At 47.1% G+C, this 15,617-nt stretch carries 14 protein-coding genes; 6 read left to right on the forward strand and 8 right to left on the reverse strand.

Features of this window, described 5'->3' with window-relative positions:
• Nucleotides 1–297: 297 nt before the first annotated feature.
• From ACR2PX_RS16340 to ppa, 7 genes are all read right to left on the reverse strand, one after another.
• Nucleotides 298–1,143, reverse strand: a complete 846-nt coding sequence (locus ACR2PX_RS16340; RefSeq protein WP_434000420.1) for a DUF3426 domain-containing protein — start codon at nucleotides 1,141–1,143, stop codon at nucleotides 298–300.
• A gap of 162 nt (nucleotides 1,144–1,305) precedes the next feature.
• On the reverse strand, nucleotides 1,306–2,190 hold the full coding sequence (prmA, locus tag ACR2PX_RS16345; protein ID WP_434000421.1) for a 50S ribosomal protein L11 methyltransferase: 885 nt from the start codon (nucleotides 2,188–2,190) through the stop codon (nucleotides 1,306–1,308).
• A gap of 154 nt (nucleotides 2,191–2,344) precedes the next feature.
• Nucleotides 2,345–3,688, reverse strand: coding sequence for an acetyl-CoA carboxylase biotin carboxylase subunit (gene accC / locus ACR2PX_RS16350; RefSeq protein WP_434000422.1), 1,344 nt, complete (start codon nucleotides 3,686–3,688; stop codon nucleotides 2,345–2,347).
• 10 nt (nucleotides 3,689–3,698) lie between these two features.
• Complete coding sequence (accB, locus tag ACR2PX_RS16355) at nucleotides 3,699–4,157, reverse strand: acetyl-CoA carboxylase biotin carboxyl carrier protein (protein ID WP_434000423.1); 459 nt, start codon at nucleotides 4,155–4,157, stop codon at nucleotides 3,699–3,701.
• 159 nt (nucleotides 4,158–4,316) lie between these two features.
• A complete protein-coding gene (gene aroQ, locus ACR2PX_RS16360) occupies nucleotides 4,317–4,763 on the reverse strand; it encodes a type II 3-dehydroquinate dehydratase (RefSeq protein WP_434000424.1) in 447 nt (148 codons plus the stop codon).
• A 351-nt stretch (nucleotides 4,764–5,114) separates the two neighbouring features.
• Nucleotides 5,115–6,953, reverse strand: coding sequence for a protein-disulfide reductase DsbD (dsbD, locus tag ACR2PX_RS16365; RefSeq protein WP_434000425.1), 1,839 nt, complete (start codon nucleotides 6,951–6,953; stop codon nucleotides 5,115–5,117).
• A 167-nt stretch (nucleotides 6,954–7,120) separates the two neighbouring features.
• Nucleotides 7,121–7,648, reverse strand: a complete 528-nt coding sequence (ppa, locus tag ACR2PX_RS16370; RefSeq protein ID WP_434000426.1) for an inorganic diphosphatase — start codon at nucleotides 7,646–7,648, stop codon at nucleotides 7,121–7,123.
• Between the two features lie 204 nt (nucleotides 7,649–7,852).
• On the opposite strand from ppa, the gene ACR2PX_RS16375 reads away from it, so the two are divergent.
• The gene (locus ACR2PX_RS16375; RefSeq protein WP_434000427.1) at nucleotides 7,853–8,272 is read left to right on the forward strand and encodes a CBS domain-containing protein; all 420 of its coding nucleotides are present in this window, start codon (nucleotides 7,853–7,855) and stop codon (nucleotides 8,270–8,272) included.
• A gap of 58 nt (nucleotides 8,273–8,330) precedes the next feature.
• Here the strand turns inward: ACR2PX_RS16375 and ACR2PX_RS16380 are convergent, their stop codons facing one another.
• Complete coding sequence (locus ACR2PX_RS16380) at nucleotides 8,331–8,951, reverse strand: trimeric intracellular cation channel family protein (protein ID WP_434000428.1); 621 nt, start codon at nucleotides 8,949–8,951, stop codon at nucleotides 8,331–8,333.
• A gap of 148 nt (nucleotides 8,952–9,099) precedes the next feature.
• Here ACR2PX_RS16380 and ACR2PX_RS16385 point away from each other — a divergent pair, with 148 nt between their 5' ends.
• The 5 genes from ACR2PX_RS16385 (at nucleotide 9,100) to ACR2PX_RS16405 (ending at nucleotide 15,459) form a co-directional block, all read left to right on the forward strand.
• Nucleotides 9,100–10,884 (forward strand): hypothetical protein, encoded by a 1,785-nt coding sequence (locus ACR2PX_RS16385; RefSeq protein WP_434000429.1) that lies wholly within the window; start codon nucleotides 9,100–9,102, stop codon nucleotides 10,882–10,884.
• A gap of 131 nt (nucleotides 10,885–11,015) precedes the next feature.
• Complete coding sequence (locus tag ACR2PX_RS16390; protein ID WP_434000430.1) at nucleotides 11,016–11,876, forward strand: hypothetical protein; 861 nt, start codon at nucleotides 11,016–11,018, stop codon at nucleotides 11,874–11,876.
• An 18-nt stretch (nucleotides 11,877–11,894) separates the two neighbouring features.
• Nucleotides 11,895–12,371 carry a SycD/LcrH family type III secretion system chaperone gene (locus ACR2PX_RS16395; protein WP_434000431.1) on the forward strand — a complete coding sequence of 159 codons (477 nt, stop codon included), beginning with the start codon at nucleotides 11,895–11,897 and terminating at the stop codon, nucleotides 12,369–12,371.
• A gap of 16 nt (nucleotides 12,372–12,387) precedes the next feature.
• On the forward strand, nucleotides 12,388–13,950 hold the full coding sequence (gene sctE / locus ACR2PX_RS16400; protein ID WP_434000432.1) for a type III secretion system translocon subunit SctE: 1,563 nt from the start codon (nucleotides 12,388–12,390) through the stop codon (nucleotides 13,948–13,950).
• An 18-nt stretch (nucleotides 13,951–13,968) separates the two neighbouring features.
• Nucleotides 13,969–15,459, forward strand: coding sequence for a hypothetical protein (locus tag ACR2PX_RS16405; protein WP_434000433.1), 1,491 nt, complete (start codon nucleotides 13,969–13,971; stop codon nucleotides 15,457–15,459).
• The last annotated feature ends 158 nt before the right edge of the window (nucleotides 15,460–15,617 follow it).

Genomic DNA, 15,617 nt, shown 5'->3' on the forward strand with positions numbered 1-15,617 from the left:
TTAGACGAAAGGGGGTTCTATTGTGAGCTCTGACTGGAATAGCACTTACGTTCAGGAGCAGTTATCACCACATACCAGTGTCCTGTTGGAAAATATAACCTTTCCAAGACCCTTATATAGTGACTTGTGTGGGAAAAACCGCAAGCAATAATTTGAGTGATCTGAGCGCTTTTTGATCTGGATCAAGTACTTATAGGCTTGTAGCAAGTACCTATTGCGATTTTGTAAGTGCGGTTTCGAGATGTCCTTATCAGCAAAACACTACAGAAGTAGGGGTTATAGAGTTTTTGACTTTATTCAGGTTTGTTTGGTAGGTAAAAAGCGCAGCTGATAGTTGGTTGCACCATTACCTGGGTCAACAATTTCCATGCTTAGTCTGATGGGTTGGCCGCTGGGCATTTCTCTGGATCCGGCCAGTGCGCCTCCCAGATATTCTTTGGGGCGAAAGCGTCTGCTGGCTACGGGCTGGCCATTAATGTCTGTAAAAGTCAGTTCCAGCTGTGGCCAGGGCTGAGTGAAGGTAGCTTCATTGATAATCACTGAATCCACTACCAGGCCTTTGCTCTGTTCAGGGTGACTGCGGATGTGCAGCTGCAAGCTTTTAATGGCTTTAACATCCACCAGTGCAGGAAGAGAACAATTTAAGTACTGGCAGCTGAAAGCGAGGGTAGGTCTTAAGCGAGGGTCGAGTGAAAGTTGATCTTTATTAAACCAGGCGTATTGGGCCAGCAGTGTAAAAGAGCCTATTAAAATGAGAGCGGTCCAGCCTAACAGTTTTAGAGAGCTTTTCCCGTGATCTTCGTCGACTTCAACGTGTTCTTTGTCCAGCGTTTCCAGAAATGAATGAAACTGGGGTTCTTCTTTCTGGGGGGGTTCTGCAATTTTTGCAGCACTGGTTTCAGGTTTACTGTCCTGTACCGGGTTTTGTTCCGGTGTTTTGGCGGACTTGCTGGCCAGTGGTTCAGTGGCTTTAGCGTGTAATTTCTTTTCTGGCGAAGAATTACTGTGCATATGGGTGCGGGCGTCAAAAACCTCAAGACAGGAGCCGCATCGTACAGAGCCACTGGCAACTCGTAATTGTGCCTGGGTGACTTTAAAGGAGGTCTGGCATTTTGGGCAGCGAGTGATTCGAGAGCTTGTCATGAAGCCTGTTTGCGTTACTGTCTTAATTGAATGAGATCATTAGATCAAAGAGCTGCAAAGGATGTCTACTGCCCAAAAGATAAAATCTTCTGGGCAGAGGTCGGAAATGAGCTTTGTATCAAAAAATGACTCGTCTTTTTTCGGACTAATTGAAGATTTTGCTTATTTGCGGGTTCCGGTCACCAGAATCCATTCTTCGTTGTGAACCACGGGTTCAAGATCAAACCATTCTGAATAGGTGCTGACAATACTGTCTTTTTGTTCTGAAAGAATGCCTGATAACGCTATTCTACCGCCACTATTGAGATAGCCGGCAAGTTTTGGTGCCAGCTCTACCAGTGGGCCTGCAAGAATGTTGGCAATGACGGTGTCCGCTTTATTTTCTGGGGCCTGATCAGGTAGATACACTTTCAGTTTTTCTAGGGCGATCTTGTTTCTTTCAGCATTATCAATGGTGGCCTCCAGTGCCTGAGGATCAAGATCAACCCCTGTCACTGTTTTTGCACCCAGCAAAAGGGCTGCGATAGCCAGAATACCGGAGCCACATCCGTAGTCGATGACCGTCTGATTTTCGAAATCTTGCTGTTTTTCCAGCCACTCCAGGCATAAGGCTGTTGTCGGGTGAGTGCCTGTTCCAAAGGCTAGTCCGGGATCAAGCATCAGGTTAATGGCGTCGGGTTCTGGAATCTCTTTCCAGCTGGGGCAGACCCAGAGTTTGGTTCCAAATTGCATGGGCACAAAGTGAGTCATCCATTCTCTTTCCCAATCTTTGTCTTCAACAATCTCTATCTTATGGCTGGGGAATGGAGTTTGCTGATACTGGGACTGTAAATGCTCAACAACAGCTTCCATATCGGCATGAGCATCGAAGAGGCCGATAACCATGGTGTTGTGCCACAGCGGAGTGCTTCCTGGCTCAGGTTCGAACAGAGGCTGATCTTTACTGTCCTGAAGGGTGACGGCGCTGGCTCCGGCTTCCAGAAGCAGGTTTTCCAGTTCTTCAGCATGATCGGAAGAGGTATCTAGTTTGATTTGTATCCAGGGCATGGGTATGGACTTACAGATTGGGAGTGGGAGGCAGAAATAAGTATCCGCCGAGTCGGACTCATTCTAGCTGATTGCAGTAGAGGGACAAAGTGTATTGCAAAAGGGATAGGAGAGAAGCTCTCTGAAAACTGTTTTCAGAGAGCTTTGGGGTGTTTCAGGACTCTTCCAGCTTCTTTTCCAGGTAATGGATGCTAACGCCTCCTTCCTGAAAGTTTTTGTCCTTCACTAGATCCTGATGCAGAGGGATGTTGGTGCGAATTCCGTCCACCACAGCCTCATCCAGTGCATTTTTCATTCTTGTCAGAGCGGTCTCACGATCCGGACCATAGGTAATGATCTTGGCGATCAGTGAGTCGTAGTAAGGAGGAATGCTGTAGCCACTGTACAGATGAGAATCGACACGGACTCCGTTGCCGCCAGGAGCATGGAACTGGTTAACCAGGCCAGGCGATGGCATAAAGGTTTTGGGGTCTTCAGCATTGATTCGGCACTCGAAAGAGTGTCCCTGAAGTTTTACTTCTTCCTGAGTGATGCTCAGGGGCAGACCACTGGCAATGCGGATCTGTTCTCTGACGATATCCACTCCGGAAATCATTTCCGTTACGGGATGCTCAACCTGCACGCGGGTATTCATCTCAATAAAGTAAAACTGGCCTTCCTCGTACAGGAATTCGAAGGTACCTGCTCCGGTATAACCAATTTCTCTGCAGGCCTTGGTGCAGGCTGCTGCTACGGTGGCTCTGGCATCTTCATCAATGCCAGGTGCAGGCGCTTCCTCAATGACTTTCTGGTGGCGGCGCTGCAGCGAGCAGTCACGGTCACCTAAGTGAATGGCATTGCCGTGGCTGTCTGAAAGTACCTGGAATTCAACATGACGAGGGTTTTCCAAGAATTTTTCAAGGTAAACTACATCATTGTTAAAGGCTGCTTTGGCCTCTGACTGGGTCAGGCTGATAGAGTTCAGTAGAGCAGATTCGCGATGAACTACCCGCATGCCTCTACCGCCGCCGCCGCCTGACGCCTTGATAATGACCGGGTAGCCAATGCGCTGGGCTATTTCCAGTGTGCGCTCATCATCGTCGGTAATGGGGCCGTCAGAGCCTGGGACAGTGGGAACGCCGGCTTTTTTCATGGAAGCAATAGCTGATACCTTGTCGCCCATTAGACGAATAACGTCAGGCTTTGGGCCTATAAAGGTAAACCCGCTGCGTTCTACTTGTTCAGCAAAGTCGGCGTTTTCGGAAAGAAAGCCGTAGCCCGGATGAATACCATCAGCATCAGTCACTTCTGCAGCGCTGATAATGGCCGGGATATTCAGGTAGCTTTCAGCTGGGCTATTAGGGCCAATGCAGACAGACTCGTCAGCCAGACGCAAGTGCATCAGGCTTTCGTCAGCCTTGGAGTGCACTGCAACGGTCTTAATGCCGAGTTCTTTACAGGCCCGCAATACCCGTAGGGCTATTTCACCCCGGTTGGCGATTACGATTTTATCCAGCATGGCAACTATCTCAGACAATAGTGAACAGGGGCTGGTCGTATTCAACGGGCTGTCCGTTTTCAACCAGAATAGCTTCGATGGTGCCTGATTTGTCGGCCTTGATCTGATTCATCATTTTCATGGCTTCGACAATGCAGAGAACGTCACCTTCTTTGACATGTTGTCCCTGTTCAGCAAAAACAGGTGAGCTCGGTGAAGGAGATGTGTAGAAGGTGCCGACCATTGGAGATTTAACCTGGTGACCGGACAGTTCAGGTTTGACTTCAGCAGCTGCCGTAGCTGCCGGTGCAGCTGCTACAGGAGCGGGAGCCGCTGCTGGTATCATCTGTGGAGCAGCTAGTGCGGCCACCGGAGCATTCTGGGAATAACGGCTAATGCGAACAGACTCTTCACCTTCGTGAATCTCCAGCTCGTCAATTCCAGACTCTTCCAGCAGCTCAATGAGCTTTTTTACTTTTCTGATGTCCATGGTCAATCTCAAATGCTGTTGGACAGGGTAAACCTGACCGTGGTTTAAAGGATGTGTTCGTTGGCGCACATAACTCATGCAGCCTTGATTACTGCTTAAGCCCTATAGGAAAATCTGTTGTACAGAAGCTCTGTCTATTGATGATTCCAGGTGGGGCCATCAAGGCTTCTGATCGAGCTGATCCAGGGCGTAGGCCAGACCAAACTCGTAACCCTTGGGTCCAAGTCCTGCGATAACACCTTCAGCAACATCACTGAAATAAGAGTGATGTCGGAAAGCTTCCCGTTGGTGGACATTGGACAAGTGAACTTCAACAAAGGGGATGGAAACACCCAGCAGGGCATCTCTGATAGCAACACTGGTATGAGTATAAGCAGCAGGGTTGATAATGATGAAATCAACCTCTTCCTCAAGGGCTTTGTGAATACGTTCTATGAGTTCATGCTCAGCGTTGCTCTGGAAGCAGCTGAGCTGGTGGCCAGCCGTTTGAGCCTGTTGGGTCAGAATCTGGTTGATTTGCTCCAGTGTGGTGGCGCCATAAACGCCCGGCTCTCTGGTTCCCAGCAGGTTCAGATTGGGGCCATTCAGAACAAGTATTGTTGCCATCAGTATCCTCTCATATTGGCATGCATTGTGCCGCAATGAAATGAAAGGGTCTAGTTCGTGCGTGTTACTGAACGTTAACGTCAGTTACCAAGCATTTCAGAGCCAGATAAGCTCACAATTATCTTGTTAGCCCGGATGTTTCATAAACTGTCCTGAATCTCGCGCAGACCATTGTCGTTCTCGGCAACTGCTCCTGCGTTGCTCTACCTCCTGCATCCATGCAGTCTTAAGGAATTTGACGAAGGAGCGCCGTACCGGGGAGTACGGTCGACTGAGTCAAACTTTCTTAGGGCGGTAAGGGGCAAGCGAGAAGAGGAGCATGTTTATGAAACATTCGGGTTAGGGCCAGGTTTACGGAGAAAGTGTCTGGTGCAGCTTTTTCTGGAGCTCTGACGAAGTAATTTCACCCAGAGAGCGAAGTTCGCTTTGTTCCTGCCCATGAGTATCGAAGAAGAGCAGGGAAGGGGGCCCAAATAGCTGATGACGGGTGAGCCAGTTTTGTTGCTCAGGGGTATTGGCAGTAATATCAAATTTGATGAGATGCCAGCTGCTGATGCTGACTTTGGCGAAAGCCTCAGGGAAAACCTCTCTTTCCATGACTTTGCAGGAAATACACCAGTCAGCATAAACATCAATCATGGCAGGTTTACCACTCTTTACTGCTACTTCAAGCTGTTTTGACAGTGCTTCAATCGTTGTGACTGTTTGAAAAGAAATCTCTTTTGACAAGTTTTCAGTAGGCTGACTATTGCTGCCAAGTGGCTTTAGCGGGTTCTTTTCGCCTTGTGATGCTCCGATAATCAGCAAGGTGCCATAAATCAGGAGAACAATGCCTAACGCCTGAAAGAGTATTGCTGACCCAGACTTCTTGCTGAATTCAAGCGCGCCAAGACAAACGGCACTACCAATGGCCAGAGTTCCCCAAAGAAGCAAAGTGAGTGGGGCAGGAATAATACGCTCCAGCATCCAGATGGCAACGCCTAGCAATAGGAAGCCGAAAAACAGCTTTACATTCTCCATCCAGCCACCGGCTTTCGGCATAAGAGCCTTACCACCCAAACCGATTAATATCAGTGGCAATCCCATTCCCAGGCCCAGAGCCAGCAGAGAGAGTCCTCCAATCAATGCGTCTCCGGTTGTGCTGATGTAGATCAAGGCTCCTGCCAGCGGTGCTGATACACAGGGAGATACCACTAAGGCAGAAAGAACTCCCATAATGGCTGCACCCGAAAGGCTGCCTGATTTCTGGGGATGTTTGTTGAGACGATCCCTGAGTTTTTCGGGCAGCTGAAGCTCATACAGCCCAAACATACTCAGAGCCAGAAGCACGAAGAGGATAGAGAAGGGGATTAATAACCAGGGAGACTGAAGTTTTGCCTGCAGATTCAAGCTGGCACCGAATAGACCCATTAAAGTGCCAGCCACAGCAAAAGTGGCAGACATACTGAGCACATAAGCTATTGAAAGTGAAAGCGTTCTCTTTCGGCTCGCCCCCTGCGCAGCCGCACCTACCAGTAAGCTGGAAAGAATAGGAATCATTGGGAGGACACAAGGTGTAAAAGTCAGTCCCAGACCTGCCAATAAAAAAAGTAAAAGCGTTACCCAAAGCCCTTTGTTTAAATGGTCAGTGGGTTTCGATACATTCAGGCCTTCGTAACTGTCTGAAGTGGCTGCAGAGGGGGCAAGCTGTTCAGTATTAACGACATGCGGGTTGTTGACAGAAACGTTAAGAGTATGAGGGGGGTAGCAGAGTCCAGCATCAGCACAGCCCTGAAACTTGATCTGGAATTGAGGTTCGATCTCAGTACTTTTTACAGGAATTCTGATAGTAATGCTCTCTGGAAAAACCTCCATGTTCTCTTCAAAGTTGATGTCGTACTTTTCTTGGCCTTTTGGGAAAACGGGCTGACCAAGCCGAGTTGAGTCTTCATTGCTAGAAAAGCTGAAACGATCTTTGTAAAGATAGTGCTCAGGTGTCACCAGAAAGTGCAGCAGCAATGTTGTGTCTACGATTTCTGCCTCCAACTGGAAAGCCTCTTCCACAGGAAGAAACTGCTGAGGCTCTGATGAACCGCTATTCAACAGTTGGTCCAGGTTAGCAGTAGCGCAGTTTGAAAATGCCCAAATAAAAAGAAAGAGGATGAAGGTCGATGGGGAAGATTTCTGATTGCTTCTCAATAAATGAGCCATGGAAAACCGACTGTTCTTGTTTCTGATCCTTTTATTGTGGAGTGAAACCGCCGGGATGCAAACCTTTGGAAGGTTCTGGGCTTGTTAATAGTGCTGAAGATGTCATCTTCAGCACTATTAAAGGAGTAATGCACCATTCTCAAAAATGGTTTATTGCATCATTCCCTTTAGCCTTTGTAATTGGCTACAGACTTTTTAATGACTTCAAAGGCTGCTTCTTTGTTTTCCCAGCCTTCTATCTTGACCCACTTGCCTGGTTCCAGGTCTTTGTAGTTCTCGAAGAAGTGTTCGATTTGCTTCAGCAGCAGTTCTGGAAGGTCAGTGTATTCCTGAATATCGTTGTACAGTGCAGACAGCTTCTCGTGAGGCACTGCAATCAGTTTCTCGTCCTGACCATTTTCGTCTGACATATTCAGCATGCCTACTGCGCGACAGCGAATCACAGAACCTGGAACAACAGGGTAAGGAGTCACTACCAGAACGTCCAGAGGGTCTCCATCGTCCGCCAGAGTCTGTGGGATGTAACCATAGTTGGCAGGGTAGAACATGGGGGTAGCCATGAAACGGTCTACCATCAGAGCGTCGATATCTTTGTCGATTTCGTACTTGATAGGAGACGCATTGGCCGGGATTTCGATAGCAACATAGATATCTTCAGGCAGATTTTTACCCGCCGGAATATTCGCATAGCTCATGTATATACCTTTGCCTTATTTCGATTACAGAGGTAAAAAGGGTTGAAAGGCGGCCATTATAAAGGCCTCAGAGCAGCTTGTCTCCGTTCTGAGCAAGACTTTATTAAGGAAGTTTATTCGGGAACTGGACTTTGTTCGAAAAAGAGTAGAATACTGTAAGTGTATAAATTGCTCCTTACTGCTCGTAACAATCGAGGAGGCTTTATGAGATCAATCAAAGTCAGAGACTGTATGACCCCTCAGGTGATTACTATTCCTCCAACCATGGAAGTGGTCGAGGCCATACGAATACTGCTCAATAACGATATAACAGCGGTACCTGTGGTGGATGAGAATGGTGGCCTGGTAGGTATCCTTTCAGAGACAGACTGTCTTCAGGGGACATTGATGGGAGGTTATTTTTCCCAGGAAGGCAGCTTGGTGGGTGAGAGTATGACCAGAGATGTCCTTACTGTATCGCCATATGACGATATCATCACGGCTTATGAACATTTTATGAAAGCTCATGCCTTCAGAGTGCCTGTTGTTGAAGAGGGGTCTTTGGTCGGAATGTTAAGTCCTAAAGATGTTATGTCAGCTGTGTTGGAGTTTTATGAAACTCCGACCAGCCATAAAGCAATGTAAGTGACTAGCTAACACGCCTGCGACTTTGCAGAAAAGACCAGGCGTTGCCTTTGAATCGCTATTTTTTAGGTTTTTTTTGATCGAAATTGAGTATGGGCAACTCTATATTCATGGTGATGGCTAGCATGCGGGCTACAAAGCCGGTGATCAAAGTGATGAGGATGCAGGCCGTCATGGATAACGGTGTCATACACAAAATAAAGAAAATCCAGGCAGCTATAAATGAAATACTGGCATAAAGCTCTTTTCTGAAGACCAATGGTACCTGATTACAGAGAATATCCCTCAGCACTCCACCAAACGCACCCGTAAAGACTGCCATAATACTGGCGATCAGATAGTTGTGTCCCAGCTCGAGCGTCTTTTGGGCTCCAATGATACTGAATGTCACCAAACCAATCGCATCAAGCACCAGAAAAGCTTCGGATAAGTAGCGAATCCAAGGTCTTATAATGATGACAACGACCACCGCTACCGTAGTGACAACCAAATACTCAGGATGAGCAATCCACACCAGGGGGTGGTTGTCTAATACCAGATCTCGAAGGGTTCCACCTCCAAAAGCCGTGACTGTAGCAATAATGAGGATGTCAAATGGATCCATCTGTTTTCTTCCAGCCGCAATCGCACCTGACATGGCTTCCACAGTAATAGCAAGAATATAAAGTACTTCCAGCAATACCGCCTTCCTCATAGGGTTAAAATGCCAAAAAATTGGCGAAATATTAATGAGTTACTTATTCTCTCTGACTATTAAATCTAACTGCTGAAGTGATAGTTCATCTAAGCTTTAATGAAGTATACGCTGCATTTTCGGAAGAAGGTTTATGCCAGGGAAAACGGCGGGAGTTGATACTCAATCAACAGTACCTGTTGAAGTAGTGCATCCAAAGCATGAAGTTAATGAATCAGGTCGGTTGGGCCCCAGGAATGTTACAGGCACACCGGGACAGAGTGTTGTGGGTAGACGTGACTCACAGGGTTCGGGTCCTTTGTCTGAAAGTATTCATTCACGTACTGCGTCCAAAGCCCAGCATCAACAGGGTGATTTACCAGAACTGGTTGAGTCAGAACTGGAAAATTCACTGGATAGTGATGAAGCTTCTGAACTGTTAAGTTCTCTCGAAGCTTCCAGAAAATCTTCCCGGTCCAGAACAGCTCAGCCTTCAGAAGGCCATGGATCAGGGCGTACTCCTGACCCTGAAGATGAGCTTATTCCCCCGCAGATAAAACCCAGGCAAACACCTCCGGGTGGGCAGAGGCCTGGTCCAGCCCCTGATCCTGATGATGAACTCATCACACCCAAAGAAACTTCTCCTAGAGTATCAGTCAGCACGTCTGATGATCCGGATGTGCAAAAGCGAAAAGAAGAATTCAAAAATCAGCTGCAGCCCAAATTGAGCTTTCTCGATAAGCATAAGAAAGAAATAACTGTCACAGCGGCGGGTGGTATTTTGATAGGCATAGGTGCCGCTGCAGCGATTGGTTTTCCTCCGGCAGGTCTCTGCATATACGCTTGTGGAATAATGATGCTGAGTATGGGCCTATCCAAGATGATGTTTGCCTTGGATGATGTCCCTGAAAATCTGCCAAAACCCAAGCCAGATGAGCCAAAACCGAAGCCTGACGACCCCAAAAATAAACCTGGTGAAAGCAGTGTTGATGATGGCCAGTTCATGGCAGTTCGCAAGCCAGTTCTTGAAGCTCTTACTCAGGGTGATGGGTCTATTCCTCTTCAGGAGGATGGCTCACTGGATGAAGACGAAGCGAAGAAAAGACTTAAGAGGTTTGCTGAAGAGAGCAAGCTCAATGTGGATCCTGAAGAGCTTCTGCAACAAATCTCTACCGGGGTGCAGGCCGGACAGCCTCTCTCAGAAGTGGTTTCTGGTGCTATTGCTGATGTTTTGAGCAGAGATAAGAACTTTGATCCGCATGATGCTGAATTCAAAACAGTAACAAACGCTATTTTGAGTGCGGCAGAAGCCATGATGAATGCAACGACAGACAGCGAGAGAGAGCAGGCTTTAGCAGAGTTTCTTTCGAAATTGAAAGAGATGTTGCCGAGGATGAGTGATGCGACGTTGGATCAGCTAATAGCTATGACTAGAGGTGCAATGGCCAGCGCAGGGACAGCTGAGGCCAGAGAGGTATTCACAGGCGTTCTGAAATTGTTGCAGACAGAAAAAGCAGAGCGTCTATTGAAGCAACAACAGCAGGCTTCTATCTCATTTGGCGCTTCTGCTGCGGTTTCTAAAGTCGTGCCTGAACCTCCTGCTGCTCCTCCTGAAGTTCCAAAACCTAAAGAATCAGTAGCTAAAGCTCCACCGCACTCTGTGAGTGAAGCAGGAACCTCTGAAGCGGTTGGTCTGTCTATTTCAAAAAATATGGTTCATTTCAGAGTGCTTTCATTTGAGCTGGCTACCTTGGATCGAGCTGATCGTCTTAATGACAGTGACAAAAATGATTTTCTGAAAGCGGCCAGAGAAGTGTTGGAAAAGCCCAGAGAGAAAAGAATCAGCGGTGCAGAGTTTTTAGAGGAACTTAAAAAGCAGACTGGTGAAAGGTTCTCTGAAGTTATTCTTAAAATTAAAGGCAAGGATCATTTCAAATAGTAACTAATTTACTTTTTTTATGAATTTTTTGCATATAAGACTATGAGATGAGAGATGTCAGCCATCGATAACGAATAAATAACCTAGATTAATTGTAATGTGATCAGCACAGAACGGCAGGGAGCCAAGTTATGACTGAGTCCTCACCATCGATAGATAATCAGGGAGGAGTGACACTCACTGGCACGCAGGGGTCAGTTCACATTACTGATGCCAAGCGAGACTCGCTTAGAGCTGCCGGTTTTAGTGATGCCCAGATTGAGGCATTATTTTCTCTTGCTGATCCTGATGATCAGGGAAGCTCACTGTCGCCAACCCATTTTTATACCGTAGATAAATCAACGCTCAATTCTCTTCAGTATTCAGGCCAACTTACTGAAGCTGCTAGGCAATTAGTTTATGTTCAGACACCGGTGTCGCTTCTGAATCAGATCAGTGACCCTAGTAATTGGCAGGGTGAGAACTATGTGGGCCCTGGAGCATCGTCAGTTAATGCCTTTCTCAATGGAGAGCCTGTTGATTTTTCTAAACCCAGCCTGGATGCATTAGTCTTTTCAGTGCTTTCTGCTCGAGCTGAAATAATTGAGGTACAACTTAGGGATCAGATTCAGTCTATTCAGGATAAAAACGCTCAACTTGAAAGGGCAAACGATTGGTTAGCAAGAGCCAGAGCTAAGAAAGCAGAAGCCGGTACATCAGGCTCTTCAACCTTTGATCAGGAATTCAGGGATTATTGGGAAAGCCTTGATGCTGAATTTCAAACCACGGATACCAACACTGATACCGAAGTTCTTGACCATAATTCTGCGGATTGGGATGTCAATATTGAAGGACTCAAGTCAAAAATTGAAGCTCTAACCAGTCAATCCCAGCTGGAAACCACCAAACTGCAGCAGACTATAAATAAATATAACCAAAGTTTTGAAATGCTTTCTAACTTCATTAACAAATACTATCAGTCACTCAGTACGATTATTCAGAATCTACGCTGAATTATGGAGGATCTCGGTGTGAATGAAGAAGCTAAGACCAGTGAAGGTGAAGAGCTCGAAGATATGTTGCTCGAGTTTTTTGGTAAAGGAGGTACCTTCAAGGACCTGAAAAATATGAGTGACGATGCCATGGAGGCAATTTACAGCGTCGCTTATAACCTCTACCAGGGTGGAAAGTACGAGGAAGCTCAAAAAGTATTTCAGTTCCTGTGCTTTTACGATCACTTCAATCGTAAGTACTTCATGGGGCTTGGTGCATGTCAGCAAATGATGAAGCAGTATGACAATGCTATTGAAATCTTCACTTTTGCAACAGTGCTGGATGCCGATGATCCCAGGCCCATGATCTATATCGGTGACTGTCATCTGGCTATGGGTGACAAAGAAAAAGCAAAAATGTCCTATGAGACAGCAATTGAATGGGCTGGCGATGCGGCTGATTATGAGGATGAGAAGCAAAGAGCCGAAAGTATGCTGGATAACCTGAGCAGTTAAGGGAAGAGGTACAAGGATGTCTTCAATCGGTCAGGGACCTGTCTCTACAGAGCAAACTGGGAATATTAATCAGGCTTCTTTTGATGCCGTTGATCATGAAGAGAACCCGGTTCAGAGAGGCTTCAGTAACCAGAACAGTTACTCTAGAACTAAAGGTGATGAAGCCCCCAAACCTCAGACTAATACTCCCGTACTGGATGTTCCAGCACCTATTGCTGAGTCTGAAAAGGCCACGTCAGAAGTGTTGAAACAGCATGCAGAACAAAATTCTGATATAACGGCTAAACAATCCAAGACTCAAGGAGAGACTGTTCAGGAGCAGAAGAATATCCCTATCAGGAAGCAGACTGGCAATCTTCAGGGCAAACGTTCTGAACTGGAGAGCATAGGGTTCAGTAAATCCCAGATAGATGGGATGCTTGCTCTGGCAGATCCCAATGATCTCGAGAACTCCCTGTCTTCTATGCACTCTACCAGTGCACGAATTAAAGATATGGATGCCAGAGGAGGAGATCCCAAGCTTAATCAGTTATTTAATACCTTCGAAGATGTGATGGTTCGCTTCTCTGCCATTACTGAAATACCTAATGATCTGAAAGCTGAACTCACCAGTGATATTGAATCATTTACTAAGGCCGCTTTGAATGCAGAGCAACCCCTTGATCTTGATTCTGCAACTACGATGCTGGTTCAAATTCAGTCCAAACTTCAGAATGAAAGACTCAAGTTTGATCAGGAAAGTATCAAAGTAGGGCAGGTAGCTGCAGAGCAACGTAGTAGTAAAATTATCCAGAAGATCAAGGAAACCATTGAGAAAATGGATAAGGCCGCGCAAAGCGGATTGATTGGAAAGATTTTTGGCTATATAGCACTTGCTCTCATGGCGGTTGCCACAGTTGTCGTTGCTGCAGTCGGGATTATTTTTACAGGCGGTGTTCTGACAGTCGTGGCTGTATCACTCATGGTTGCTGCTATGGCCGTTATGGTGACGATGATCATTTCTTCTGAAACCAATAATTTTATGATGAAAATTTTTGATAGTTTTGCTGGAGATGACAAGAAGAATGCCCGGATTGCTGCCATGGTGTTTTGGGCCGTGGTTATGATTGCGCTCTCAGCAGGTGCGGCTGCTGCTGGTGGCTTTGCCGGTGCGGGTGGTGCGGCAGCCAGTACAGCAAGTGCTGCTACATCGGGTGCCGCAACGGGTACGTCTACTGCCGCCACAGTAACGGCGACGGGGGCTAACACAGCAGCTACTGCTGCAACCACCGCAGCTAAAGCTGCTGCGATCATGACTAAGCTGGCTAAGTTGGCTCAATTGATTGGTGGTGCTTCTCAGGTGGCTTCAGGTGGTGCTGATATCGGGACCTCTGTTTATACCTATCAGGCAGATATTCTAAGAGCTGAAGCTCTTGAAGAGAAAGCCGAAATGTCCAGGATCCAGCAGGGAATTGATGATGCTATTGAAGCTGTGCAAAAGGCGATCGACGAACTCCAGCAGGGCTACTCCATAGCCGCCAGTATTATAAAAGCTAATCACGAAACCAAGACAACACTTGCGCGCAATCTGCGTGCCTGAGTCTCAAGGAGGTAGGTTATGTCACAGGTAGGACAAACAGGCTCAACACAGAATACGCCGGTGAACTATGGCTCTCAGACAGGCTTGTCTGGTGCGGGCTCTCTTGATGAAGTAGGGCGAGGAGACCTTGATGGTGAAAATCTTCGATACGCCAGAGAAACCAAAAGTGCAGAAGTACTGAAGGGCCAGCAGAGCAGGGCACCAGTCCTTGATCAACCGGACGATGTTAAGCCCACTCATCTTGAAGCAGCCAATACAGACGTAAATGACATCAGTAAACTGACGAAGTCATCCCTTGAAAATACCCAGGAGCTGGCCAAAAGCCTGCGCAGCGGGAGTTTGAATCCAGATCAGCAGAAGCAGCTAGAGAGAAACGCGGACCTTTTAAAAGGTGGTGCCAGTCTTTTAAGTAATCTTCATGGACATAATCTCGGTGGAACTGAAGGCAAGAGAAGTGTTCTGGCTGGAATGGGATTCAGTCAAAGTCAGCTGGACGCTTTAATGTCACTGGCTGATCCTGCTGATGCCGGTAATTCACTGGCTTCCATGCACGGTGGCCAGTCAGCTCTGCAAGGTAAGAAAGATGCTCTGAAATCCATGGGGTTCAGCGAAAGTCAGGTTGACGCCCTGTTATCACTGGCTGATCCGGATGATGAAGGAAACTCTCTTGCATCTACTCACCAGGCCGGATCCGGTAAATCCAAATCTCCTTTAGCCTCTCAAGGCTTTAGCAATGCTCAGGCAGAACGTTTGACTGCACTGCTCAATGGACAAACCTTTGGTACGGAGCAGCAAAAAGAACTTCTGAAGCAAATGGGCTTCAGTGATACAGAATCTGATGTGCTTCTGGCAACTGCAGACCCTCAGGCTTTGAAGGCTCAGGGTAAGCTAGCGCAATCTACTGATGCTAATCAGCTGGCTCAATTGCAGCAAATGGCACAGGCTGCCAATGTGCTGTCAACAGGTAGTCCAATTGGGGACAGAGTGCTTGAGCAGCTGGTGGATATTTTTACTGTGCTTGAACTTCTTCACGAAATGAGTGTGCAGGGGCGGAGAACTGCAAGGGAAACCCGAGCGATGGAATACGATGCGGCCAAACAGGAAATCCTGAATCAGGCCGGAGAAATGCGTAAAGCGGCTATCTATACCCTGGCTGCAGGTGTTACCAGTGGCACCATGAAGGTCGCTGCTGGTGCAGTGGCCATAGGTGGCTCAATGGGAGGGGGGTCAGCAGCACAGTCTTCCGTAAGGATGCAGCAGGCTACTCAGGCTTCTCAAATGGTATCAGGTATGGGTGACATTATTTCTGCAGGCTTCAACTATCAGGCATCTGAGCATCAGGCTCGACAGAAAGAGCATGAAGCCTTTCAGAAAACGCATGATAACGCCGCCCAGAGTGCGTCCGAGTGGATGCAGATGCATCAGGATATGGTGAAAACGGTACAGAGTAAGATGGACGAAATTATTCGTACCTGGTTTGAAACACTGAAAACCACCACTCGAGGCTAGGAGTCTGTCGGACTTAGCCGACCGTAGTGAGAAAAAGTCCGGTTTGAGACAGTTTTTATGATTATTTGAGGCGAATAGCGAGCTATTCAACGAAAAGAATCATAGAAAATGGCCAAATCCGGCTTTTTCGCAGTAGGTCAGTGGTAAGTCCGACAGGC

The sequence above is a fragment of the Endozoicomonas sp. genome, from assembly GCF_051008435.1.
Lineage (GTDB): Bacteria > Pseudomonadota > Gammaproteobacteria > Pseudomonadales > Endozoicomonadaceae > Endozoicomonas_A.

Bases quoted from the DNA above. Each gene is read 5' to 3' on its own strand.
- ACR2PX_RS16340 (WP_434000420.1), bottom strand. From the start codon at position 1,143: ATGACAAGCTCTCGAATCACTCGCTGCCCAAAATGCCAGACCTCCTTT.
- prmA (WP_434000421.1), bottom strand. From the start codon at position 2,190: ATGCCCTGGATACAAATCAAACTAGATACCTCTTCCGATCATGCTGAA.
- accC (WP_434000422.1), bottom strand. From the start codon at position 3,688: ATGCTGGATAAAATCGTAATCGCCAACCGGGGTGAAATAGCCCTACGG.
- accB (WP_434000423.1), bottom strand. From the start codon at position 4,157: ATGGACATCAGAAAAGTAAAAAAGCTCATTGAGCTGCTGGAAGAGTCT.
- aroQ (WP_434000424.1), bottom strand. From the start codon at position 4,763: ATGGCAACAATACTTGTTCTGAATGGCCCCAATCTGAACCTGCTGGGA.
- dsbD (WP_434000425.1), bottom strand. From the start codon at position 6,953: ATGGCTCATTTATTGAGAAGCAATCAGAAATCTTCCCCATCGACCTTC.
- ppa (WP_434000426.1), bottom strand. From the start codon at position 7,648: ATGAGCTATGCGAATATTCCGGCGGGTAAAAATCTGCCTGAAGATATC.
- ACR2PX_RS16375 (WP_434000427.1), top strand. From the start codon at position 7,853: ATGAGATCAATCAAAGTCAGAGACTGTATGACCCCTCAGGTGATTACT.
- ACR2PX_RS16385 (WP_434000429.1), top strand. From the start codon at position 9,100: ATGCCAGGGAAAACGGCGGGAGTTGATACTCAATCAACAGTACCTGTT.
- ACR2PX_RS16390 (WP_434000430.1), top strand. From the start codon at position 11,016: ATGACTGAGTCCTCACCATCGATAGATAATCAGGGAGGAGTGACACTC.
- sctE (WP_434000432.1), top strand. From the start codon at position 12,388: ATGTCTTCAATCGGTCAGGGACCTGTCTCTACAGAGCAAACTGGGAAT.
- ACR2PX_RS16405 (WP_434000433.1), top strand. From the start codon at position 13,969: ATGTCACAGGTAGGACAAACAGGCTCAACACAGAATACGCCGGTGAAC.